Origin of the sequence: Halobacillus ihumii (assembly GCF_902726645.1) — a bacterium.
In the GTDB taxonomy this organism is placed as follows: domain Bacteria; phylum Bacillota; class Bacilli; order Bacillales; family Halobacillaceae; genus Halobacillus_A; species Halobacillus_A ihumii.
The window spans coordinates 2,721,411-2,745,517 of record NZ_CACVAO010000001.1 but is presented as its reverse complement, the minus strand read 5'-3'; the positions used below and the strand labels follow the sequence as shown (position 1 = coordinate 2,745,517).

The 24,107-nt window shown below is 43.4% G+C and carries 23 protein-coding genes and 3 riboswitches; of the genes, 3 read left to right on the top strand and 20 right to left on the bottom strand.

Annotated elements, in window-relative coordinates:
* Nucleotides 1-14: 14 nt before the first annotated feature.
* From purH to G6R08_RS13630, 13 genes are all read right to left on the bottom strand, one after another.
* Nucleotides 15-1,553, bottom strand: a complete 1,539-nt coding sequence (purH, locus tag G6R08_RS13690; protein WP_163528687.1) for a bifunctional phosphoribosylaminoimidazolecarboxamide formyltransferase/IMP cyclohydrolase — start codon at nt 1,551-1,553, stop codon at nt 15-17.
* Complete coding sequence (purN, locus tag G6R08_RS13685; protein ID WP_163528686.1) at nt 1,550-2,128, bottom strand: phosphoribosylglycinamide formyltransferase; 579 nt, start codon at nt 2,126-2,128, stop codon at nt 1,550-1,552. Before purN ends, purH begins: the two co-directional genes overlap by 4 nt.
* Nucleotides 2,125-3,147, bottom strand: coding sequence for a phosphoribosylformylglycinamidine cyclo-ligase (purM, locus tag G6R08_RS13680; RefSeq protein WP_163528685.1), 1,023 nt, complete (start codon nt 3,145-3,147; stop codon nt 2,125-2,127). Before purM ends, purN begins: the two co-directional genes overlap by 4 nt.
* Nucleotides 3,148-3,164: 17 nt before the next feature.
* The gene (gene purF, locus G6R08_RS13675; protein WP_163528684.1) at nt 3,165-4,577 is read right to left on the bottom strand and encodes an amidophosphoribosyltransferase; all 1,413 of its coding nucleotides are present in this window, start codon (nt 4,575-4,577) and stop codon (nt 3,165-3,167) included.
* On the bottom strand, nt 4,553-6,781 hold the full coding sequence (gene purL / locus G6R08_RS13670; protein ID WP_163528683.1) for a phosphoribosylformylglycinamidine synthase subunit PurL: 2,229 nt from the start codon (nt 6,779-6,781) through the stop codon (nt 4,553-4,555). Before purL ends, purF begins: the two co-directional genes overlap by 25 nt.
* Nucleotides 6,765-7,448: a phosphoribosylformylglycinamidine synthase subunit PurQ gene (gene purQ, locus G6R08_RS13665; RefSeq protein WP_163528682.1), complete on the bottom strand. Its 684-nt coding sequence runs from the start codon at nt 7,446-7,448 to the stop codon at nt 6,765-6,767. The genes purL and purQ overlap by 17 nt, the downstream gene beginning before the upstream one ends.
* The gene (gene purS, locus G6R08_RS13660) at nt 7,449-7,694 is read right to left on the bottom strand and encodes a phosphoribosylformylglycinamidine synthase subunit PurS (RefSeq protein WP_163528681.1); all 246 of its coding nucleotides are present in this window, start codon (nt 7,692-7,694) and stop codon (nt 7,449-7,451) included. It abuts the gene before it with no gap.
* Nucleotides 7,682-8,404: a phosphoribosylaminoimidazolesuccinocarboxamide synthase gene (purC, locus tag G6R08_RS13655; protein ID WP_163528680.1), complete on the bottom strand. Its 723-nt coding sequence runs from the start codon at nt 8,402-8,404 to the stop codon at nt 7,682-7,684. Before purC ends, purS begins: the two co-directional genes overlap by 13 nt.
* Nucleotides 8,405-8,476: 72 nt before the next feature.
* Nucleotides 8,477-9,769 carry an adenylosuccinate lyase gene (purB, locus tag G6R08_RS13650; protein ID WP_163528679.1) on the bottom strand — a complete coding sequence of 431 codons (1,293 nt, stop codon included), beginning with the start codon at nt 9,767-9,769 and terminating at the stop codon, nt 8,477-8,479.
* Nucleotides 9,770-9,787: 18 nt separating this feature from the next.
* On the bottom strand, nt 9,788-10,915 hold the full coding sequence (gene purK, locus G6R08_RS13645; protein ID WP_163528678.1) for a 5-(carboxyamino)imidazole ribonucleotide synthase: 1,128 nt from the start codon (nt 10,913-10,915) through the stop codon (nt 9,788-9,790).
* The gene (gene purE, locus G6R08_RS13640; RefSeq protein WP_163528677.1) at nt 10,905-11,396 is read right to left on the bottom strand and encodes a 5-(carboxyamino)imidazole ribonucleotide mutase; all 492 of its coding nucleotides are present in this window, start codon (nt 11,394-11,396) and stop codon (nt 10,905-10,907) included. The genes purK and purE overlap by 11 nt, the downstream gene beginning before the upstream one ends.
* 106 nt (nt 11,397-11,502) lie before the next feature.
* Nucleotides 11,503-11,603, bottom strand: a riboswitch (purine riboswitch).
* Nucleotides 11,604-11,686: 83 nt separating this feature from the next.
* Nucleotides 11,687-11,884 (bottom strand): NETI motif-containing protein, encoded by a 198-nt coding sequence (locus tag G6R08_RS13635; RefSeq protein ID WP_163528676.1) that lies wholly within the window; start codon nt 11,882-11,884, stop codon nt 11,687-11,689.
* Nucleotides 11,856-12,422: a DUF2179 domain-containing protein gene (locus tag G6R08_RS13630; RefSeq protein ID WP_079525805.1), complete on the bottom strand. Its 567-nt coding sequence runs from the start codon at nt 12,420-12,422 to the stop codon at nt 11,856-11,858. The genes G6R08_RS13635 and G6R08_RS13630 overlap by 29 nt, the downstream gene beginning before the upstream one ends.
* Nucleotides 12,423-12,599: 177 nt before the next feature.
* On the opposite strand from G6R08_RS13630, the gene G6R08_RS13625 reads away from it, so the two are divergent.
* Nucleotides 12,600-13,025, top strand: coding sequence for an Hsp20/alpha crystallin family protein (locus G6R08_RS13625; RefSeq protein ID WP_163528675.1), 426 nt, complete (start codon nt 12,600-12,602; stop codon nt 13,023-13,025).
* 107 nt (nt 13,026-13,132) lie between these two features.
* On the opposite strand, the gene G6R08_RS13620 is transcribed toward G6R08_RS13625, so the two are convergent.
* The 6 genes from G6R08_RS13620 to G6R08_RS13595 form a co-directional block, all read right to left on the bottom strand.
* Complete coding sequence (locus G6R08_RS13620) at nt 13,133-14,467, bottom strand: NCS2 family permease (protein WP_163528674.1); 1,335 nt, start codon at nt 14,465-14,467, stop codon at nt 13,133-13,135.
* A gap of 265 nt (nt 14,468-14,732) precedes the next feature.
* Nucleotides 14,733-14,835, bottom strand: a riboswitch (purine riboswitch).
* A 79-nt stretch (nt 14,836-14,914) separates the two neighbouring features.
* Complete coding sequence (guaA, locus tag G6R08_RS13615; RefSeq protein WP_163528673.1) at nt 14,915-16,453, bottom strand: glutamine-hydrolyzing GMP synthase; 1,539 nt, start codon at nt 16,451-16,453, stop codon at nt 14,915-14,917.
* 22 nt (nt 16,454-16,475) lie between these two features.
* Nucleotides 16,476-16,616, bottom strand: coding sequence for a hypothetical protein (locus tag G6R08_RS13610; RefSeq protein WP_163528672.1), 141 nt, complete (start codon nt 16,614-16,616; stop codon nt 16,476-16,478).
* Nucleotides 16,613-16,713: riboswitch (purine riboswitch) on the bottom strand. Its footprint overlaps the gene before it by 4 nt.
* A 30-nt stretch (nt 16,714-16,743) precedes the next feature.
* Nucleotides 16,744-18,948 carry a DUF4129 domain-containing transglutaminase family protein gene (locus G6R08_RS13605; RefSeq protein ID WP_163528671.1) on the bottom strand — a complete coding sequence of 735 codons (2,205 nt, stop codon included), beginning with the start codon at nt 18,946-18,948 and terminating at the stop codon, nt 16,744-16,746.
* Nucleotides 18,948-20,213 (bottom strand): DUF58 domain-containing protein, encoded by a 1,266-nt coding sequence (locus G6R08_RS13600; RefSeq protein WP_163528670.1) that lies wholly within the window; start codon nt 20,211-20,213, stop codon nt 18,948-18,950. The genes G6R08_RS13605 and G6R08_RS13600 overlap by 1 nt, the downstream gene beginning before the upstream one ends.
* On the bottom strand, nt 20,210-21,175 hold the full coding sequence (locus tag G6R08_RS13595) for an AAA family ATPase (RefSeq protein WP_163528669.1): 966 nt from the start codon (nt 21,173-21,175) through the stop codon (nt 20,210-20,212). The genes G6R08_RS13600 and G6R08_RS13595 overlap by 4 nt, the downstream gene beginning before the upstream one ends.
* Before the next feature lie 704 nt (nt 21,176-21,879).
* On the opposite strand from G6R08_RS13595, the gene G6R08_RS22285 reads away from it, so the two are divergent.
* Nucleotides 21,880-22,101, top strand: coding sequence for a YjcZ family sporulation protein (locus G6R08_RS22285; protein ID WP_163528668.1), 222 nt, complete (start codon nt 21,880-21,882; stop codon nt 22,099-22,101).
* A 94-nt stretch (nt 22,102-22,195) separates the two neighbouring features.
* Here G6R08_RS22285 and aroD read toward each other — a convergent pair whose 3' ends face one another.
* A complete protein-coding gene (gene aroD, locus G6R08_RS13585) occupies nt 22,196-22,969 on the bottom strand; it encodes a type I 3-dehydroquinate dehydratase (RefSeq protein WP_163528665.1) in 774 nt (257 codons plus the stop codon).
* A 516-nt stretch (nt 22,970-23,485) separates the two neighbouring features.
* On the opposite strand from aroD, the gene G6R08_RS13580 reads away from it, so the two are divergent.
* Entirely contained in the window at nt 23,486-24,049 is a 564-nt protein-coding gene (locus tag G6R08_RS13580; RefSeq protein ID WP_163528664.1) for a shikimate kinase, read from the top strand.
* Nucleotides 24,050-24,107 lie beyond the last annotated feature (58 nt).

The following is a 24,107-nucleotide window of genomic DNA, read 5'->3' as shown; positions in this document are numbered from 1 at the left end:
ATATTCCTCCCTGTTTAATGTTTGAAATGGCGCATTTTTGTAAATACCATGGCTACTCCATGTTGATTACAAGCATCAATTGAATCCTGATCACGTTTGGAACCACCTGGCTGAATAATCGCCTTCACGCCTGCACGAGCCGCTGTTTCTACTGTATCCGGCATCGGGAAGAACGCATCGGACGCCATAATAGCCCCTTCCGCTTGGTCACCAGCTTGCTCGAGCGCAATTTTCGCGGCTCCAACACGGTTCATTTGTCCAGCCCCCACTCCAAGCGTTTGATCGGATTTTGCAACAACAATCGCATTGGATTTAACATGTTTGACTACTTGCCAGCCCAGCGCTAAATCTTTAAGCTCCTGTTCAGTTGGCTGACGCTCAGTCGCTACCTCTAGTTCCACATCTTCGAGCGATCCTTCGTCTGTATCCTGAATGAGCAAGCCGCCATTAACAGATGTAAGCTTATGAGACTGCGTTTCTGGTTTCTTCAACTCTACTTCTAGTAACCTAAGATTCTTTTTCTGTGTTAGTAAATCGAGAGCTGCCTGACTAAAGGAAGGAGCGATAATAATCTCAAGGAAAATTTCCTTCAATTTCGCTGCGGTTTCTTCATCAACTTCCCGATTCAAGGCCACAATCCCTCCGAAAATCGAGATTGGATCACCTGCATAAGCTTTGCCATAAGCCTCAAAAAGTGTATTTCCAGTGCCCACGCCGCAAGGGTTCATATGTTTGACAGCAACTGCTGCCGGTTCCTCGAATTCCAGCACAATGTCCAAAGCCGCATTGGCGTCCTGAATATTGTTGTAGGAAAGCTCTTTACCATTTAGCTGCTTAGCATCAGCCAAAGAAGCTCCACCGTAGTTGGCTTTTTGATAAAATGCAGCTGTTTGATGAGGGTTCTCCCCATATCGTAAGCCCTGTACTTTTTCATAAGTCACTGTATAGGTTTCCGGGTACACCTCTTCCACTGCTTCTGCGAAATATTCAGCGATCATCGCATCGTAATTGGCCGTGTGGCGGAACACCTTTGCGGCTAGCTTCTTACGTGCTTCAAAGGCCAGTTCCCCTTCCTGCAAACCCGTGATAACTTGCTCATAATCGGCTGGATCTACGACAACAGCTACATCCTCGAAGCTTTTCGCAGCAGACCGCAGCATCGTCGGCCCGCCAATATCGATATTTTCAATGGCGTCAGCTTCTGTAACTCCTTCTTTTGCGATCGTTTCTTTGAAAGGATACAAATTGACAGCTACAAGGTCGATCGTTTGGATATCCAGTTCATCCAGCTGGCTCATGTGCTCGTCGCTGCCCCTTTTAGCAAGCAGACCGCCATGAACAGATGGGTGTAACGTTTTTACACGCCCATCCATAATTTCAGGAAAGTTTGTAATCTCGGAAATAGATTTAACAGGAAGACCTTCCGCTTCAATAGCTCGCTTTGTCCCTCCTGTAGAGACAAGTTCATAATCTAGTTCAATTAATTTCTTTGCAAAAGCTGCTAACCCATCCTTGTTGGATACACTTAACAGGGCGCGTTTTTTCGTGCTCATCTGGACTCCTCCTTGATCGTTAATGACTGGATGACACGCGGGTACAATTCGTGTTCAACAGCTTGAATCTTTTGTTTTATATCTTCTTTTGTATCTTGTTCATGGATGCGGACGGCCTCCTGATCGATAATAGGACCCGTGTCCATGCCATCATCAACGTAATGAACCGTTACACCGGTTACCTTAACTTGACTGTCAAAGGCTTGACCGATTGCATCTTTACCTGGAAAAGCTGGCAGCAAAGACGGATGAATATTGAGAATTCGGTGTTCGTATGCCGTTAGCAGAGTTAGACCGATGAGTCTCATATAACCCGCAAGAACAATCCATTCCACTCCTCTATCCTTACAGTCATGGAGAAGTGCCTTTTCAAAAGCTTCTTTATTTGCAAAAGATTTAGGGTTGAAGACAACGGTATCGATTTGTCTCCTCTGTGCTTTCTCAATGACGCCGGCATCAATCCGGTCTGAGACAAGCAAAGATACCTCAGCCTCAAGATTCCCGTTTTCAATTGCATCCATGATCGCATCAAAATTCGAACCTGTTCCCGACGCAAAGACAGCTAGATTTATCATGACCAGTGGATTCCTTCCTGCTCTGTGACATGACCGATCACCTGTGCTTTTTCTCCTGCATTATTAAGGGCTTCAAGTGATGCTGGGACATCTTGTTCAGACACAACAGCCACCATACCGATTCCCATATTAAAGACCCCAAACATATCCTCATCCGTTATCTCACCTTGTTCACGGAGAAATTCAAAAATCTGCGGGACGCGCCAGCTCGTCTGGTCAATACTGACCCCCATACCGTCTGGGAGCATACGCGGAATATTTTCATAGAATCCGCCGCCTGTCACGTGGGCCACTCCTTTTATAGAGACGGCTTGTTTTAATGCATTAATCGATTGCACATATATTTTCGTAGGGGTTAAAAGAACTTCCCCTAACGGTTTGTCAAAAGGAGCATAGGTGGACTTGAGACCAAGCTCCTGGCTTTCAATGATTTTCCTGACTAACGAAAAACCATTTGAATGCACACCGCTTGAAGACAGGCCGATTAATACATCGCCAGCTTGAACATGCTGGCCTGTGATCAACTTGTCTTTATCTGCCATTCCGACAACAAAACCGGCTAAATCGTATTCATCCGACTGGTACATGCCAGGCATTTCGGCAGTTTCCCCGCCAACGAGTGCACTGCCTGCCTGTTCACAGCCGTCTGAGATCCCCTTTACTATTTGCTCAATTCTATCGGGTTCATTTTTACCACACGCAATATAATCAAGAAATAAAAGCGGGTCTGCTCCTTGAGCAACAATGTCGTTGACACACATTGCTACTACATCGATGCCGATCGTATCATGCTGATCCATTTGAAAAGCAAGCTTCAGCTTCGTGCCTACTCCGTCTGTCCCTGTAACAAGAACCGGATGCTCATAGCTCATTGAACTGATGTCAAAAAACCCTGCAAATGAGCCCAGTCCGCCAATAACTTCTGGACGCATCGTTCTAGCCACATGTTTTTTCATGCGTTCGACTGCTTCATAGCCTGCTTCTACATCTACACCGGCCTGTTTGTATGATTGACTCATGTCAGCTCCCCCTTTCGCTAGGCTTTCTCATATGGTAAAACAGTGTTCGGATAAATCTCTGTTGGATAGTTGCCCGTAAAGCAAGCCATACAGCCGCCGTGTTCAAGCGATTCATTACCCTCATATATAGACTGATTTAATCCATCAACAGATAAGTAGGCTAAACTGTCTGCCCCTATCTGCTTCTCGATTTCTTCGACAGAGTTGTTCGCCGCAATCAATTCACCGCTCGTTGACGTATCAATTCCGTAATAGCACGGATTTTCTATAGGGGGTGAAGCAATGCGTACATGTACCTCTAATGCACCGGCTTCCTTAAGCATTTTGACAATACGGCGGCTTGTGGTTCCGCGCACAATCGAATCATCGACCATTACGACACGCTTCCCTTCGACAATTCCGCGAACAGCCGACAGTTTCATCTTCACACCCTGTTCACGGAGTTCCTGTGAAGGCTGAATGAACGTGCGTCCAACGTAGCGATTTTTAATTAGGCCGAGTTCATATGGCAGACCTGCTGCCTCAGCGTAGCCGATGGCTGCTGATATGCTTGAATCCGGTACCCCTGTCACAACATCCGCTTCAATCGGGGCTTCATCAGCCAGAGCCTTGCCCATTCTCTTCCTTGAGGCGTGAACATTTTTGCCATCCAGGTTACTATCAGGACGGGAAAAATAAACATGTTCCATTGAGCAAAGTGTCCGTTGGATCGGAGCGGCAAAACGTTTGGATTCTAAGCCATTTTTATCGATTACGATCAGTTCCCCTGGCTGTACTTCACGTTCATAACTGGCCCCAATAATGTCAAAGGCACACGTCTCAGAAGACACAACCCATGAATCACCGAGGTAACCGATAGACAGCGGCCTTAACCCGCGCGGATCATTGGCCACAAACAACTTGTCCTCTTTCATCATGAGAAAGGCATAAGCTCCTTTAATCATAGACAGTGCCTGACAGATGGCCTCATCAACCGGAACATTTCCAGCCCGCTTAATTAGATGGGCAACGACCTCTGTATCAGAAGTCGTTTGCAAAATAGACCCTTGAGCCTCAAGCTGACCTTTCAAAGCTTGAGCGTTGACTAGATTGCCATTATGAGCGAGAGCAAGTCCGCCTGTTTGCGAACGGAACATTAACGGTTGAATATTTTCATAGCTTCCATCTCCGGCTGTAGCATAACGAACATGACCAATAGAGGCAGAACCTTCAAGTTCGTCTAACTGATCCTGCTTGAACACATCATTGATTAAGCCGTGCCCTTTTGCTATTTTCATATGTTCTCCATCTGAAGTGACGATCCCCGCCCCTTCCTGTCCACGATGTTGAAGAGCGTGAAGTCCATAATAAGTCAGCTGTGCCGATTCCGGATGACCCCAGACACCAAATATGCCGCATTCTTCGTTTAAGCCTTTGATTTCACCAAGCATGGAATAGCTCCTTTCCATAGTTGCTTTAATTCCCTTGTCTGCTCTTCCACGACGACTTCATCATTTTCCTTAATACGGTACATTCCATCTTTCGTTACTTCCCCTGCTAAGCGTGCCTCACTGACCATTGCTTCAAATGCCTGTTGATTTTCCGGAGAAACGGAGACGAGAAAACGAGATTGTGATTCTGAGAAGAGGGCGGCCGTGACATCGCCAGACACTCTCACATCACAACCAAGTTCTTCATCAAAAAGGCTTTCGGCAAGCGCTACAGCAAATCCGCCTTCAGAAATATCATGCGCCGACTGAACAAGCCCCTGTTGAATCGCTCGCAGCAGAATTTCTTGACGTGCTGCTTCCACTTGTAAATCAATTTCAGGCGCTTTTCCAAAATGCCGACCTTCCATCATTCCTTGAAGCTCACTGCCGCCGAATTCCGGCTTTGTTTCACCAATGACATAAATTAGGTCCCTTGACTGCTTCATGCTAGAACGCGTGATATGCTCTGTTTTTTCAATTAAGCCGACCATTCCGACAACTGGCGTTGGATAAATAGCCTGGCCGCCGAACGACTCATTGTAAAGAGAAACATTCCCGCTGATCACTGGTGTGCCAAGTGCCGTACAAGCTTCACTCATTCCTTCAACGCTTTTTTCCATTTGCCAGAAGATCTCAGGATTCTCTGGTGATCCAAAGTTGAGACCATCCGTTAATCCAAGCGGCCGGCCGCCGGAGCATACAATATTACGTGCTGCTTCAGCTACAGCAATTTGGCCGCCCATTTCAGGGTCCAAATAAATGTAACGGGAATTACAGTCTGTTGTCATAGCCAGCGCCTTCTCTGTCCCTCGTACGCGCACAACTGCTGCATCGGAACCTGGTCTGACTACCGTATTTGTCTGAACCATGGAGTCATATTGATCGTAAACCCATTCTTTACTGGCTATTGTCGGTTGCTTCAGGAGATCAGCTAACGTTTCACCATAATTTGAAACGGTTGGCTGATAGGTGTCCATTTCTTGAAACTCCTGATAATAAGCTGGGACGGTTGAAGGCTGATGGTACACGGGCGCATCTTCAGCAAGTGAGTCAACTGGAACATCGGCCACGGTCTCCCCGTGATGCTCTAGCCGGAAACGCTTATCCTCTGTAACTTCACCAACAGATATAGCTTCCAGATCATACTTACGAAACACTTCTGCAATCTCGTGCTCGCGTCCTTTTTCAACTACGAGCAGCATCCGTTCCTGCGATTCAGATAACATCATTTCATAAGCCGTCATATTCTCTTCCCGCTGAGGAATCAGATCCATATTCATTAACATTCCAGTACCGGCCTTACTCGCCATTTCACTAGCAGAAGACGTGAGACCAGCTGCGCCCATATCTTGAATACCAACTAGCGCATCGTGATGAATCACTTCAAGACAAGCTTCGATTAATAATTTTTCCATAAAAGGGTCTCCAACTTGGACGGATGGCCGCTTTTCTTCAGACTCTTCGGATAATTCTTCAGAGGCAAAAGTAGCGCCATGAATCCCGTCACGTCCGGTCTTTGCTCCAACGTACATGACTGTATTTCCAATACCTGCTGCAATCCCTTTCTGAATATCCTTATGATCAATTAAGCCGACACACATCGCATTGACGAGCGGGTTCCCGTTGTAAGCATCGTCAAATTGCACCTCTCCGCCAACTGTTGGAACACCGACACAGTTGCCATATCCTGCAATCCCGCGAACGACTTCCTCAAATAAATATTTAACACGCGGACGTTTCAACGAACCGAACCTGAGTGAATTTAACAAAGCCACAGGACGCGCTCCCATCGAAAACACATCACGCAAGATCCCGCCAACCCCAGTTGCCGCGCCTTGATAAGGTTCAACAGCTGAAGGGTGATTATGACTTTCAACCTTGAAGACTACTGCCTGCTCATCACCAATATCAATAATTCCTGCCCCTTCACCTGGCCCCTGAAGGACGTGCTGACCTTGGGTAGGGAATTTTTTTAATAATGGCTTGGAATTCTTATAGCTGCAATGCTCGGACCACATAACTGAAAACAAACCAGTTTCTGTATAGTTGGGACGGCGTCCAAGAATCTGTGTAATGGATTGAAACTCTTCATCACTCAATCCCATGTCGCGATATAGCTGCTGCTGTTCAATTTGTTCTGGACTGATCTCAAGCATTGATGGCATGGTTATTCCTCCAGTGTGTCAAAATTGATTGAAATAAACGAAGGCCGTCCTCACTTCCCACTAACGCATCGACGGCGCGCTCTGGGTGGGGCATCATTCCAAGTACATTGCCTTGTTCATTGGTAATTCCAGCGATATCAGCGACAGAGCCGTTCGGGTTCGCTGCATACGTAAAGACAATTTGACCATTGTCTCGTAAATTTTGATACGTTGCTTCATCGCAATAATAGTTTCCATCTCCATGAGCGATCGGGATGCTGATTTCTTCCTTATCCTGATAAAAGTCAGTGAACAAAGTTTGGTTATTTTCTACGAGAAGTGTTTCGTCATGGCACATAAACTTCAAGTTTTTATTAGGCAGCATAGCACCCGGCAGCAAGCCCATCTCAAGCAGCACTTGAAACCCATTGCAAACACCGAGTACAGGCTTGCCACGTTCAGCCGCCTGGCGGATTTGTTCAATCACCCCTGAAGTAGAAGCGATCGCCCCGGAGCGTAAATAATCCCCATAAGAGAAGCCGCCTGGCAAAAGAATTCCGTCGTAGTCTGATAGATTTGCTTCTTGATACCATACTAGATCCGCTTCTTGACCTAAAGCTTCCGTAATAGCAAAAGCCATATCCCGATCACAGTTCGATCCTGGAAAAACAACGACAGCAAACTTCACTTAGACAACCTCCTCGATCGTGTACGAGTAATCTTCAATAACAGGGTTAGCCAGCAACTGGTCACACATTTTATCCACTTGCTGTTCAATATTACCTTCGTCCTCCAGCATAACTTCCATATATTTACCGATTCTCACTTCACCGACGTTCTTATATTCAAGGGAATGCAGGGAATGCTGGACCGCTTTCCCTTGGGGATCAAGGACACCTTCTTTAAGAGTGATATAGATTTTTACTTTTCGCATGTGTACTCCTCCAGTCGTTGCAGAATCGTTTCATATACTGAAATTAAGTCACCAAGGTTTTCCCGGAACACATCTTTGTCCATTTTCTCACCTGTTTCATCATCCCAAAGGCGGCAAGTATCAGGAGAAATTTCATCAGCCAGGACAATCGTTCCATCAGCCAGCCGGCCAAACTCTAACTTAAAGTCAACCAGGTCAAGCCCTGTTCGTTTACATAAATTAGCTAATAGCGCATTTACTTCAAGTGCTTTTTCTTTTATAAAGTGAAGCTCTTCTTTATTTACATCTGTTAAATGATAAGCATGCTGATCGTTAATAATCGGATCATCTAATTCATCTTTCTTATAAAAAAGTTCAACTAACGGGGGATTAAAAGGCTCTTTTTCTGGAATACCAAGTCTTTTCGTAATACTGCCGGCTGCAATGTTACGGACAACCACTTCAAGGGGGATAATGGTCGTTTTTTCCACAAGCTGCTCGGTATCATTCAGCGTTTTAATAAAATGTGAGGATATATCGTTCTGTTTTAAATAATCAAAGATTTTTGAGGCGATCAAATTGTTCAGACGCCCTTTGCCTTCAAATTGATCCTTTTTCTTGCCATTAAATGCAGTGGCATCATTCTTATAAGATAAAATAAGCTGTTCCGGCTCACCCTCAACATGGTAAACCCTCTTCGCCTTGCCCTCATACAAAAGAGAACCCTTCATACACGTACACCTCACTTGGAATTTTATGGATGACCTGAGGTTGTGTGACCTGGTCATCCATATTATGGTAAATTACAACCCGATGCGGTCGAAGATGCGGTCGACATTTTTTAGGTGGTGTTTGTAGTCAAAGCATGCTTCGATTTGTTCTTCAGTTAGTGTGGATGTAATCTTGTCATCCGCTTCAATCAAACTCCGGAAAGGCACTCCACGTTCCCATGCCTCCATTGCCTTAGGCTGCACAAGATCATACGCTTCCTCGCGCACCATCCCCTGATCGATCAGTGTCAGCAATACGCGCTGAGAGAAAATCAAACCGTACGTTTTCTCCATATTTTCCTGCATCCGCTCAGGGAATACAGTTAAATTCTTTACGATATTTCCGAAGCGATTCAGCATGTAATTAATCGCAATCGTCGCATCAGGCAGGATGACGCGTTCTGCGGAAGAATGAGAAATATCACGTTCATGCCATAACGGCACATTCTCAAAAGCTGTCAGCATTTCCCCACGCAGCACACGCGCCATGCCTGTCATATTCTCAGACCCAATCGGATTTCGTTTATGAGGCATAGCAGAAGACCCTTTTTGCCCTTTTGCAAAAAACTCTTCCACTTCACGAGTTTCTGTCTTCTGCAGGCCTCGAATTTCCACAGCAATTTTTTCAATAGAGGCTGCAATTAAAGCAAGCGTTGACACGTAATGGGCGTGACGATCCCGCTGCAGTGTCTGCGTCGAAACAGGTGCAGCTGAAAGACCAAGCTTGTCGCAAACATACTGCTCCACAAATGGATCAATATTGGCATATGTTCCTACAGCTCCTGATAACTTGCCAACCTCTATATGCTTGATTGCCAGATCAAGACGCTCGAGATTACGCTTCATTTCTTCATAATAAAGCGCCAACTTAAGGCCAAACGTTGTCGGCTCGGCATGGACGCCGTGCGTACGTCCCATCATAACCGTGTGCTTATGCTCTCGAGCTTTATCAGCCAGAATATCAATGAAAGCGACAAGGTCCTTGCGAATGATTTCATTAGCCTGCTTCAGCTGATAAGAAAGAGCCGTATCTACAACATCTGTAGACGTTAATCCGTAATGCACCCACTTACGTTCTTCCCCAACGGTTTCAGAAACAGCCCGCGTGAATGCTACAACATCGTGTCGCGTTTCTGCTTCAATTTCATGAATGCGATCAATATTAAAAGAGGCTCCTTCACGCAGTTTCGCTACATCTTCTGTTGGAATGACTCCAAGCTCACTCCATGCTTCACAAGCTAACAATTCCACTTCTAGCCATGCCTGGTATCTATTTTCTTCTGTCCAAATGGAACCCATTTCAGGCCTTGTATAACGTTCTATCATCGTCTTCCTCCTTGTCGCTTACCACATATGAATTTGATTGTTCTTGATTAGTTCATCTATTTCTTTTAAATTCTCTCCCACAAAGGTAATATGTCCCATCTTCCGGGTCGCCCTTGCCTCGCTTTTACCGTAATCATGCACATGAAATCCATAATAGCGTTCTAATTTACTGTGTAAGATTTCCTGATGCTTTCCAAGAACGTTAACCATAACAGCCGCTGGGAATGAATGAATAGGTAATAACGGCAGCCCGCAAATGGCACGCACATGCTGCTCAAATTGGGAGACATTACAGGCCTCGATTGTATAGTGGCCAGAATTATGAGGTCTTGGTGCCAGTTCATTTATATAGACATCATGGTCTTTCACGAACATTTCCACCGCAAACGTCCCGACAATGTTCATTTTTTCAGCTAATGATTTAACAGCTTCCTGTGCTTTTTTAGCCACTTTTTTGGAGACTGTCGCCGGCACTCTCGTTTCGTGCAGTATGTGATTTTTATGAATGTTTTCAGCAACAGGGAAATAAGTGATGTCTCCATCTTGCCCCCTTGTGAATACTTGAGAGATTTCTAATTCAAACGGAACCCATTGTTCAACGATGTACGTTCCGCCTTCTTCCATAAATGTCTCTGCATCGTCAAAATGTTCTTCATTCCCTAGAGGAAGCTGACCTTTTCCGTCATAGCCGCCGCTAACCGTTTTGATCACTGCCGGAAAATCGATCGTTTTCATCGCTTCTTTAAATTGGTCAAACGTTTGAACAATTTCATATTTCGCCACAGCTAGACCAGCGTCGACAGCAACCTGCTTTTCCTTCTCCCGATTTTGGGTCACCTCTAGCGAATAGGCTCCTTGTGGAAGCTTGTCTGCTTGTTCGAAAAGTCGAGCCACTTTGAGATCTACATTTTCAAACTCGTACGTAATCACATCGCTCAGTTCGAGTAACTGTTCAGCAGCTTCTCTGTCATCGTAAGCTGCCACAATATGCTCATCCGCAACTTGGGCACAAGGGCAGTCCTCCGTCGGATCAAGTACAGCGATCCGGTAACCCATATGCCTAGCAGCAACTGCCATCATTCTTCCAAGCTGACCTCCACCTAAAATCCCGATCGTTTGTCCAGGTCGTACGATGTTATTGTTCACGTAACTCCCTCCTCATATCAGATACTTTACCTCTCATTTGCTCGCGGTATGCCGCTAAACGCTCAGCTATTTTATCATCAAAAGCCCCTAGCATTTCAGCAGCTAAAATCCCCGCATTTTTTGCTCCAGCTGAACCGATTGCTACCGTCGCAACAGGAACGCCGCCTGGCATTTGCACAATAGAAAGCAGAGAATCCAAACCATCTAGAGCTTTGGACTGTACAGGAACCCCAATGACCGGCAGCGTCGTTTTCGCTGCTACCATCCCGGGAAGATGGGCCGCGCCTCCAGCCCCTGCAATAATCACTTTAATTCCTCTTCCTCTCGCATCCTCCGCATATGTGAACATATCTTCAGGCGTCCGGTGCGCCGAAATGATCTCGGTTTCAAAATTTAACCCTAACTCATCTAATACATCACATGCCGCTTTTATTGTCGACCAATCTGACATACTCCCCATGATAATCCCTATATCAGCCATGTTCTCCCACCTCTTCACTTGATGTCGAACTCCTTTTGATAACGAAAAAGCCTGCTCATCTCCCTCTAATGAGGAGAGATAAACAGGCATACGTGTGTCCAGAATTAGATGCTTGATCTCCCCTCATAGTCCAGAAATTTACGGTATCCGGGTAGAAACGTACGGGCCATATTCCCGTCTTATATGAGGTTCTTCTATGCAGTTTCTGATTCAATCATAGCAATATTCGATTCCATCTGTCAACGCAAATTACGAACATTAAAAAATAGAAATCTAAATAATGTTCGGTTTTAATCCTTAACTGCATGAAAAACAGTGACCCTTCCTACAGGTTCCAGATTTTTTTCTCCATTTTGAACCACTTCCTGAAAGATTGGCTCTTCCGCACGGCGTACGGGTGTATATCCTTCGTTACTTATCCGCTTCAGACATTGATCCAGCGATTCATTGTCTCGAACTTCAAAGCGCTTCTTGTTTTTCTTGGCCATTACGCAACCTTCCCTTCTTCACTTGCTTCACCCAGAACCCTCCATGAATCTGTTTCGGTTCATAAGCAATGATGAAGGCTTTAGGATCAATCGATTTAATCGTTTCATACAATGTAAGCTCATATTTCCTTGGTGTTAAAATTTGCATCGCCAGCCGGTCGCCTTCCATGCCATAAGCGTACCAACTTGTCACACCGTACCCTTTATCGCGAAGCATCTTCGTAAACTCAATTTCCGGCTCAGACGAAATCACATTGACCGTCGTATAACCAAGAGCTAGTTTTTCCTCAATTTTCATGCCGACGATAACACCCATCCCATAACCAACAGCGTATGCGATAACGTTTTCGATCTGGTTAAGATTATCAAGCACCAATCCTAACCCAAAAATATAAACAACGATCTCAAACATACTGATGAATGCCGCGAAGTACCGCTGACCCTTCAAGGTGAAAATCATTCGAAGCGTAAAAAATGACACATAAACAATGTTGACAACTAAAATGATGGTAATCATCACCAAGGTGTTATCCAGCATGCATGTATTCCTCCTGTATTATGGGCCATCTGATAAACAGCTGCACCTTTTCATCAGGCAGTTGCAACTACTTCATATCACCCAAAAGATCAATCATGCATACACTATATAACAACTGGTGTTTATGGCACAATAAGATTTTTTTAAATCATTTGCCGAAAATTGGAGGGAGATCGAATGAACCAATTTAATGATTGGAAGAAAAATTTAGATCACTTTTTCGGTCAGGACTTTTTTAGCGAATTCGAAGGGTTTATGAAGCCTTCTATTCCTCAAATCAATCTCTATCAATATGATAATGAACTGCTCTGTATGGTGAATGTTCCTGGCATGAGCCATCCGCGGAATGTCGATGTCGTCGTTGATCACGCCACACTTACATTAACGGGACGAATCGAAATAAATCATCGCGGCGGCCATCAGCTAAAGTCGGAAATTGCAACAGGCACGTTTGAGCGAAGCATTGACCTTCCTTTCGCTGTACGAAGCGATAAAATCGATGCTACCTATAAACACGGATTACTCATTATCCAATTGCACCGCTTTATTTCTGATTCAACAAAACAAAAGCCGATTCGGATCCGTCATCTCGAAGATGAGTAAACGTTAAATATGCAATTCACACCAAACTCCGTGCAATTCGTAAAAGTTTAGTGCAATAAAGCAAGCCGTCCCATTTCCGTTGGTTGCTGCTCTGCTTACAATAGCGTTTAAGCTAAGAAAATAAAATACAAGATGAAGATCACGAAAAGGAGATACATGATCGGGTGAATTTCTTTTCCTCGTCCTTTTAACCACATCGTTATCGGATAAAAGATAAAGCCGATAGCGATTCCCGTGGCAATGCTGTACGTAAGCGGCATCGCGGTAATGGTGAAGAAAGCTGGAACTGCAATTTCAAATTGGTCCCAATCAATGTCCTTCAATGTCGAGGCCATGAGCACGCCAACGATAATCAGTGCTGGCGCTGTAACTTCTTGTGTAATAACGGATAATAGCGGTGAAAAAAACAGGGCTAGAAGAAAGAAACCTGCTGTTACAACAGATGTGAAACCTGTTCTTCCACCCGCTCCAACTCCAGCTGTTGATTCAATATAAGAAGTCGTTGTCGATGTTCCAACAACCGATCCAACTACCGTTGCTGCAGAATCCGCGAATAAAGCTCGTCCAGCTCTCGGAAGCTTGTTATCTTTCATATATCCGGCTTGATTGGCTACAGCTACAAGTGTTCCCGCTGTGTCAAAGAAATCAACAAACAGGAAGGTCAGAATAACCACTAACATTTCCAGGGTGAAAATATCTCCAAAGTGTGTGAGTGCAGCGCCAAAGGTAGGGGCTACGCTTGGTACGGGCCCAACCACATCATTAATCGCTGTAGGGGGTGCAATCAAACCTGTGACCATGCCTGCTATAGCTGTCAAAATCATTCCGTAGAAAATACCACCTTTTATTCCAAGTGATAAGAAGACAACGGACGCAATAATTCCGAATATCGCTAGCAGTGTTGTCGGCTCTGTTAAGTCACCAAGTGCAACTAATGTGGCATCACTATTTTGAACGATTCCAGAGTTTTGAAATCCAATGAATGCAATATATAATCCTATCCCTGCACCAACGGCCAGCTTCAGATTACCAGGGATGGCATTAATGATGCTTTCGCGGAGTCCTGTTAACGTTAATACGATAAAAATAAGTCCAGATGCCAGTACTCCTGCGAGAGCTGTTTCCCATGATATTCCGTATGTGAGAATAACCGTGTAGGCAAAAAAAGCGTTCAAGCCCATTCCCGGCGCTAAAGCGATCGGATACTTAGCCAGCACACCCATAATCAATGTTCCGACAGCCGCAGCGATCGCTGTTGCTGTGAAAACAGCTCCCTGGTCAATACGGGTTACACCTTCCGGAAGTTCTTCCACTCCAACGAGTGCCAACGTCGATGGGTTGACGAATAAAATATACGCCATAGCCAGGAATGTCGTCATCCCTGCTAAAAATTCTGTCCGATAGTTTGTTCCATGCTCCTCAAATTTAAAAAATTTCTTCATGTTTATGTTCCTCCCCTGGTTCACTCATGATCGTTTTTCTTAGTTGTTTATATAACTAAACGCCTTTTTCAGGAAACTTCCCTCTCCTGAAGCCCTTCAGGAGGCAAATCCTTCCCAGACCAAGAAGTAAAATAAAGGCTGTTTTCGCATAGATTGTTGCTCTGATCCGTCGTTGATACACACAACCATAATAAAAAACACCCCTGGCATTGGCCAAGAGTGTTCTACGAATCTACTAGGAAAATAACCGGCACATAGTTAATCGTGTGGTTATATTCTTAAACGTAGTCAGATCCATTTACGGTGGTCTGGTAGAAACTTATGGGCCATATCCCCAAAATTATACGAAAAAGTTATTCAGTTATTATTTTTCAATCTTACAAGTTTCGACGTAATTCGTCAACACAAAACACGAACATTTAAAAGATAAAACAAATAATAATTCGTTTATTCCCACTCAATTGTGGATGGCGGCTTACTAGTCACATCGTAGACAACGCGGTTGATGTGGTCGACTTCATTTACGATTCGAGTAGAGATTTTCTCAAGTACATCCCAGGGAATACGCGCCCAGTCTGATGTCATTCCATCAACCGATGTAACAGCACGGATCCCAATCGTATGGTCATAAGTGCGTTCATCTCCCATAACTCCGACAGACTTGATGTTTGGCAGCACCGTAAAGTATTGCCAAATATCACGATCCAAACCTGCGTTCTTCACTTCTTCCCGCAAAATAGCATCTGATTCACGGACAATCTCAAGCTTATCTTCAGATACCTCACCAAGAATTCTAATGGCAAGCCCTGGTCCTGGGAACGGCTGTCTCCATACGATATGCTCAGGTACTCCGAGTTCTGTACCTAGAGCGCGAACTTCATCTTTGAAAAGAGTATTCAAAGGTTCGATCAATTCAAACTGCATATCTTCGGGCAAGCCGCCGACATTGTGGTGGGACTTGATCGTTTGGGCCGTCTCTGTCCCACTTTCGATAATATCTGTGTACAGAGTTCCTTGGGCAAGAAAATCAATATCTTTGAGGTTGTCTGCTTCATCATCAAATACACGAATAAATTCATTTCCAATGATTTTCCGCTTCTTCTCAGGGTCAGATACCCCAGCAAGCTTCCCAAGGAAACGATCTTTGGCATCCACCTTTATGATATTCATTTGGAATCCGTCACCCAATGTACGCATGACGTCGTCTGCTTCATGCTTACGCAGCAGACCATGATCGACAAAAATACAAGTCAGCTGGTCCCCAATCGCTTTATGAATTAAGGCTGCTACAACAGAGGAATCGACACCCCCGCTTAACGCACATAGTACTTTGCGATCCCCTACTTTAGCACGGATTTTTTCCACTTCCATATCTACCACGTGTTCCATCGTCCAATCATCAGTCGCCTCACAAGCTTCGAAGACGAAGCTGCGCAAAAGGTCGTTGCCATACTCTGAATGACGTACTTCAGGGTGGAACTGCACGCCATACATATTCGTATCCACATTACTCATAGCCGCGACAGGACAAGAGGAACTTGTAGCATCAATTCTGAACTCTTCTGGTGGAGCAATCACTTTATCACTATGACTCATCCACACCGTTTGTTGCTTTGGAGTTTTGCGAAACAATAGAGGGTCTTCATGGATGGAGATATCCGCCTTACCATATTCCCGCTCCTTAGCTCGTTCTACCTTCCCGCCGAAATGATGGGTCATCAGCTGCATACCATAACAAATTCCCAGTACAGGGATACCTAATTCAAATAACTCCTCATCACAACGAAAGCTATCCTCGCCATACACACTATTTGGGCCGCCTGAGAGAATGATCCCACTAGGGTTCATGTCTTTTATCTCTGCAGCTGTCAGTTTGTGAGAATGCAGTTCACTATACACTCCAAATTCACGAATGCGACGAGTGATCAACTGATTATATTGACTGCCAAAATCCAGTACAAGGATCATGCCTTTTACTTGTTCCATACACATTCAGCTCCTTACTTGACTAGGCTCCCCAATTCAGGCGAGCCCCGCCATCTTTAATTTGGTGAATCATCAATCTATCAAACGATCCATATAAAAAAATAGACTTCTGCCTCCGAACTGATCCGGTGAAGGCAGAAGTCCATGTCAAAATACGTCTCACACGATTCCTGCCTTCATAGTCAGAACGTTTAAGGCGTTCCGGTAGAGACTCTCGGACCAATTTCCAAGGATATATGAAGGGTCATACCATTGATTTTCATTCATTCTATCAACAGCATGATACGGAATCAAGACAATGCTCTTTTAATTAAATTTTCCCATAATTCTGTGACCTTGCGCCAATGCTCAATACCCTTTTCATTTCGATATAAGGCACGCTCGTAATGATTGGTTAACTTACGCATATCGTTCGATTGGAAATGAGCATCGACCTGCCTTGCGTAATCCCGGAGCGTCTGGTTAGAATTACGTTTAATTCCTTTTTTATGAGCCAGCACTCTCAATAGGTAGTGAAAAGCACGATCATAGGTATCTTCACGGTCCATTTTTTTAAACCTTCGAATTAAAATGGCCGACATCCACTTGAACCGGGTGATATAGAGGATGGCTGCAAGGAGCAGGGCCGCTGCCAAGCTAATCCATAATGTGATCGACTTCTGGCTGATGTTGACATTTGATTGACCGGCACTCGCCTCAGTTTGTTGCTGCCGCATTTGTTCCGGCCTGCCCAATGTTTCGTCCTGTTCTGGTTCATCAGCACTTGCAGGAGTCGCTTCCTCATTATCTGTTTCTTCAACGTCCATGTGAAAGTCTGTATTGTTTGTGAAACCCTGGGTCGGTTCAAATGGGACCCAGCCGATTTCTGGAAAATAAACTTCAACCCATGAATGAGCATTTCCACTGGTTACTTCATAAATGTTTAACGTTTGATTTTTAATTGTTGCTGTTTCATTTTGGCGTTCCCCACCAGTAAACCCTTTAACCCAGCGGGCGGGAATACCTTCTGCTCGAAGTAAAACAACCATAGATGTAGAGAAGTTGTCACAGTAGCCGATTTTCGACTCAAACAGAAATTGATCAACATAATCCTGATTTTCCTTTGGTACCGGGACATTTGTCGTTGAATATTTAAAGCCATTCGCAGAAAAATACGATTCAACAGCTTTTGCCCGGTCATACCTATTATCTTCTTCGCTGACAATCTCACTTGCCAGTTCTCGAACACGATCTGGCAGGGAGTCCGGCAACTGCAAATAGCGCTCCTTTATCTCTTCAGGGTCTTCGCCGTCCGCTTCCCTTAATTGTTTATATTCAAAAGAAGGGGCTTCATATTGAGTGATATATTGCTGCACCTGGTCAGGATTCCCTTCCTGCAAGGTATCCATCTCTCCTGTATTCTCGTGTAAAGCAATATTAAACCGGTCTGGAAAACGCTCCAGCGCCTGTATTCCATATGGATAAACCAATTTATTAAACTCGGCATCGTCCGTGAAATTCAACAACGCCACCTGTTCTTCTGTTTCCACTTGATCCGTGTACGTTTGAAACTCAATATTATCAGGTGAAACATTCGTAACCGGTTTATCGAGCGTATCCTCCCAGCCTTTTCCGGTATAAGTGTCTTTTGATTCAATTCGCCAGTATTGCTTATTGGCAGCTAAAGCCTGAAACACTACCGTGTCATCCTGAACAAAGGATCCGCCTAGTCTTGAGTCGTTTTCACCATAACCCACCTTCTGAATCCTGCCTCCTGGGCCGCTTCCTGCTCCACTGTCACCACTAGTTAAATATGGAACGGGGTCCGGCCATTGGGGGTCTAGCTTCGGAGCTGCATATCCTGCTAAGGTAGAGAAAATAATCACTCCTATTAACGGAGCAACCCATAAATGGGCTTTCTTTACCCCCTGTAAGGAAACCTTCTCCCTGTCCATTTCCTTAAAGAAATGAGATAACCCTAATGAAATCATTCCTAATATAAATGTACGAATGATGGCCCACTGACCGTCATAAACCGTAAAGGTATCGACAATAGTGACATACACAAAGGTTAATGTTACAAAAAACAGCATCCGCTTAGCGATGATAAACCAGTAGTATAGCAAATAACTCATGAGCCATAATAAAATTAAAAATAATAGACTTCTAAACAATGGGGTCATTTCCCACCATTGTTGACCTTGGATCACTTGAATATTGTACATCACCTGATTATAAACGACGGCAAACCATTGCCCGCTGAAAATTTGCTCAGCTACATACAAGCCGTCGATAATAAACATTAGTCCAAGCAGTTTTAGAGGAACCGAAATCATCCAGTTTATCTGCAAAAACGAAATAAAAAAACAAAAACCCGCATAGATGAAAAACACTTTGACATTTTGCGTCTCTGAAATCATTTCTAATGGCCTTAACCACTCACAAAATAGTAAAAAACCACATATATAGATAACGATTTGATAGATCAGACTTTGCTTTCCCTGTGAGATGTCCATTACGTGTTCACCTCAAATTCCAGCTGTGTTAATTCCCCTTCTGAGATGGTGTTCACAAGAATTCCATTGTTTTTTAACTGCTTGAACCATTTATGAACTTGAAAATCTATTTGACTCTGCGGTTTGACATAGAAGAAAACCAGCCGCTTACTTTTCTGTGCTAGTCGAGATAAAGTGACGACCATTTGCGCATCTAAGTGATGGCTGACAATTAGAAGCAGCATCCCTGCACGATTCTGTGCAAGCTCTCGCTCCAGCTGTTCAACGAAAGGTATTTTTCCGTTAGGGCGAATTTTAGCAAGGTGTTCCTGGATCAAATCTCTCTGAGTATAATCATTCTGAAATGGAAAATACCTCTTCTCGTCTCCAAGTGTCATAAAAGCGAGCTGTGAAGACCTGCTGTGCATCTCATCCAGTAACGATGCACTAAATTCAACTGCCCCTTCAAAACTTAACGGATTCATATCCGGCTCATTCACGGCATTTAATATGACCAGCATATCTACACTTTTTTCCTGCTCAAACTCTTTTGTCATCATTTGATTACTTTTCGCTGTTGTCTTCCAGTCAATCCAGGCGAAGCGATCCCCAGGGACATACTCTCTAACCCCTGAGACAACATTTGTATTTTTCTCATTTAATTTAAAAGAGGGGCTGACACCTTGTTCAAAGCTTTGAGCACTCTCCTTCAACTTCACCGGTCTTTTATGAGGAAAAACAACAAGCCTATTGTCGAGCTCGTAGGTTGCTTCTTTTGTTATAAACCCAAAGAAATCCCCGGTTTTCACACGAAGAGCACGCAGATGATGCTCGCCTCTTGGCAACTCTTCCATTTCATATTGATAGCGAATTGTTCGCTTAAACCATGGAAAAGCTACTTTCTTTATTTGTCGTGATTGAGTCAAGCCCGCTGGATTATCCATGTTTCGATATTTCTCAACGTGATTGTCCCGCTTCATTAATGACTCGGGAAAAAGTTCCTCAATCACACAATAATACATCGGAAACAAAAACTTTCTTCGAATCACAACATCTACATGAATGGTTTCTCCTGCTGCAGCTACCCTCTTGGAAAAATAACGATTGACTTCCCAATTATCCATTGAATAAAAAGTAAGACCAGTCATATAGAGAAGAAATGGAAGGAAACTGTAGAATAAAAACCAACTTACGAAGCCCCCCTGAAACATGGCATAAGAAAATAGGACGGCAAATATAAGCAAGATCACTACTAACCTGCCTGTGAATCGAACAGATCGTTTCATTCACTCACATTCCTCTGCACCGGTATCGAAGTTACAGTGAGAAGCTCATCAACAATATCCTCTGCTGCTGTCCCTTCAAATTTAGATTCTGACGTTAGAATCATTCGATGGGCTAATACATAAGGTGCTAGATATTTTATGTCATCAGGAATTACATAATCCCGATCTTGTATAAAAGCATAGGCTTTTGCTGCCTTCATAAGCGCAATCGAGCCACGTGGACTCACTCCGAGATATACTCCATTATGTGTACGCGTTCCTGTTACAATATCTACAATATATCGATTGACCGTCTGATCGACATAGACCTCTTCTGCCTGCTTCTGAAGATCAATCAATTCATCTCTTGAAATCACAGCTTCAATCGTGTGAATCGGGTGACTTCCGGAGGTTCGCGTAAGCATGTCTACCTCTTGTTTAGCTGATGGATAACCCATTTTAAGCTTTAGTAAAAAGCGATCCAGTTGAGCTTCAGGCAACGGATATGTCCCTTCATATTCGATCGGGTTTTGTGTAGCCATTACGAAAAATGGCTGATTTAGAGGTACAGCTTCCCCATCAACCGTAATACTCGTTTCCTCCATCCCCTCTAACAACGCAGACTGCGTTTTAGGTGATGTTCGGTTAATCTCGTCCGCCAAAACAACGTTTCCTAAAATCGGTCCAGGACGAAACTCAAATTGAAGTTCTTTAGGATTATATATCGAAACACCTGTTACATCAGAAGGCAACAGATCTGGTGTGAATTGAATACGCTTAAAATCACAATCTAGCGACTTGGCGAGCGTCCGGACAAGCATTGTCTTCCCTACACCTGGTACATCTTCCAGCAAAACATGACCCTTGGCAAGCAAAGCAATGACACTTAATAATGCTGCTTCTTCCTTACCAATCATTACTTTGTTAATATTCTTTAAGACTTCAGCAATTTTTGGTTGATATAATAGACCTTGCATCGTCATTCGGTGTACCCCTCTCTAGTTTGACAATATATTCTGAAAAGTCACGCTCCCTCTAACTATACTACAACTATAGACATACGACAAAATATGTGCGTAGTTTTTACAGAGAAAAAACCTTTTAAGAAGATGCAAAATATCCTGGGAAATATAATGATTGATTTTCGCTGGCCTGGACCATGACTTTATACACTCATCATCGGGAACAAGGGCCTACCATTATCCGAAACAAGCGAAAATATAAGTCGATAGACATGCCGTAAAGGTTTCATAAAATACATTTCGGGGTATTTTATATTTGACTTGGAAGAAGAGGGGGGCGGAACAGTTGAATGTGGACCAAGAATTAATTACTCGGATTATACATAAAGACAAAAAGGCACTCGACCAGTTGTATCATAAATACATCCACTTTTTATACCCTCTGATCCTAAACGAGTTACAGGACACTAAAAAAACGGAACAAGTCATTACATGTTTGTTCAAAGAAATTTGGAATCATCCCCGCCTTTTTGAAAAAAAGTTCTTTTCAACGTGTCTTGTGAAAAGATGCAGGCTTCTAATGCATCTTCCCTAATCTTCTTGAATCCTGTCACTCTAAACTCATAATAAATGTCCCGATTTCGTCATTCCATCTAGTCATCAGCCCTTCCGCCATTCTAATGTTTTCATAAAGTACTTATATAGATTAAAAAGGTGGTGAGATTATGGGTTACGGAAATAACGTAGGTGGATTCGGAAATAATGTAGGCGGATTTGGCGGCTACGGAAACAATGTAGGCGGATTCGGCGGTTACGGAAACAACAACGTAGGCGGATTCGGCGGCTACGGTAAATGTGGTCATGGACGCAGACGCGGTAACAACTTTGCCTTGATTGTGGTGTTGTTTATCCTTCTCATTATTGTTGGTGCTTCATTTTACAAATAATAAATAATTAAAGGAAAAAGAGCCAGGGCTATGCCTTTGGCTCTTTTCCTTTATCATTATCTTACTTGTTGTTCGAACTGATTGTAACGATTGATTACAATGATTTCTTGATTATGTCCACTACAGTCCTTAAATCTTTAAGAGGTATTTGGCCGGGGGCGGAGCCTTGGTGTCCAACTGCAAATGTAATTAGAGAACCAAATCTCCACCCGAACATTCTGCTGATTGATCCGTGTTCTCCCATTGATATAGCCACCACAGGGATGGTGAGATGTGTGTCTAAATTATGAGTAGCTTCTAGCAAAACTAGTACATCCTTCATATCTGCAGGCATAACTGCAATCTTAATGAGGTCCGCTTGATATTGCTCCGCCTTTTTTCCTTTTTCTAGAAGTGCTTCTAATGAAGGTGTTTGCTTAAAGTTATGATAAGAGACCATAAGCTTCACCCCATGGCTCTTAGTAACTTCCCGCAAATGCTTTATATATCTATCTTCATTATGTAATTCGTAATCCACCAGCTCAATCTTGTTTGTTTCTATTAAACTAGTAAGTAAATGGACTTTTGTTTCTTCATCCAAAGGAATCGGTTCCCCACCTTCTTCAACCGAGCGAATCGTAAATAAAAGTGGAATTTCACCTGCTAGATCTTCAATCTTCAAAAGCGCCTCCATCACTTTTTCTTCCTCATCCAGTTTCTCAAAAAAGTCCGCACGCCATTCAATCATGTCAGGTTCTTGCGCTTTAATAGTCTTCAGTTCCGTCATCAGCTCTTCTGTATTCTTCCCGATCAATGGAAGACAGATTACGGGAGACTGTCCATCCATTACTTTTCCCTTCACTCTTAATACTTTGCTATTACGCTCCATGTGAAGATCTCCTTAACTCAATTATATTTACTGGCTTGTACCACCATTTATATTAGTGTCATTCTATAAAACTTCTTATAAACTTACAATTCTTTTTTATATGCGTCAATTTGATAACTGCTCCTTTACAAAAACTAAAGACTGATAGATCACTTTTTATTCGTGTTGCTCCACAATCGTCCCGTTTATCAATTGAAAATCTGAACTAAGTAATACTGTAATTGGTGCATACAACCGCTACGAAAATATACTTCGCTTAAACAGAATTTCTTTCGTCTTTTCGCTTTAGAGATTTACTTATGTCCCAGCCTCGTTCGACTTTAAAACATAACCCGCATCCTGTGGGGCCACGGAAAGCGAGTTATTTCCCCGACCACTTTCTCCTCATCCAAATGCCAGAACGACTGAAATCGCTTGGAGCGCTTTTTGCCAAAACAAGTGCAGTATAATATAATCAATTCAACTTTTTATTTGTTCATCGCATTTCAAATCTACTAACTAAAGGATGCTATATCTATGGGGTATGAAGAAAATTCACAGAGAGAATTTCCATTAAAAGAAAAAAGTATTGTGTTTATAGGCTTTATGGGAGTAGGTAAGACTTCAATCGGAAAGCTAGTTGCTCAAAAACTGAATCGAAGCTTTATTGACATCGATAAAGAAATCGAGGATAACTATCAAATGTCGATTCCAGAGATTTTTAAAACGTTGGGCGAAAATGAGTTTCGTAAAGCGGAAAGGAACCTCATTACAGAGCTTTGTCAACAAAATTTAAAAGTGATTTCTCTTGGAGGAGGGGCTTTCCTGCAAGAAGAAATACGTCATGCCTGTCTCAACCATTGTATTGTCTTTCACCTGGATATTTCATGGGAGGCATGGAAGGAAAGACTCAGTTTATTAATTGAAACTCGTCCAGTTTTGCAAGGGCGTACAATAGAGGAAGTTGAATCGTTGTTTCATGCTAGAAAAGAGATTTATGCTGATCATCATTCTAAATTAATGACAGACCAGCTTAACGAGGAAGAAGCAGCGAATTATATCGTTGAGTCATTGAAACTATCCTGGAAATTATATAATTAACTGGCCATAACAGCCGAAATCTGACGCCCTTATGAAAAAAGGACACCCTTTACTTTAC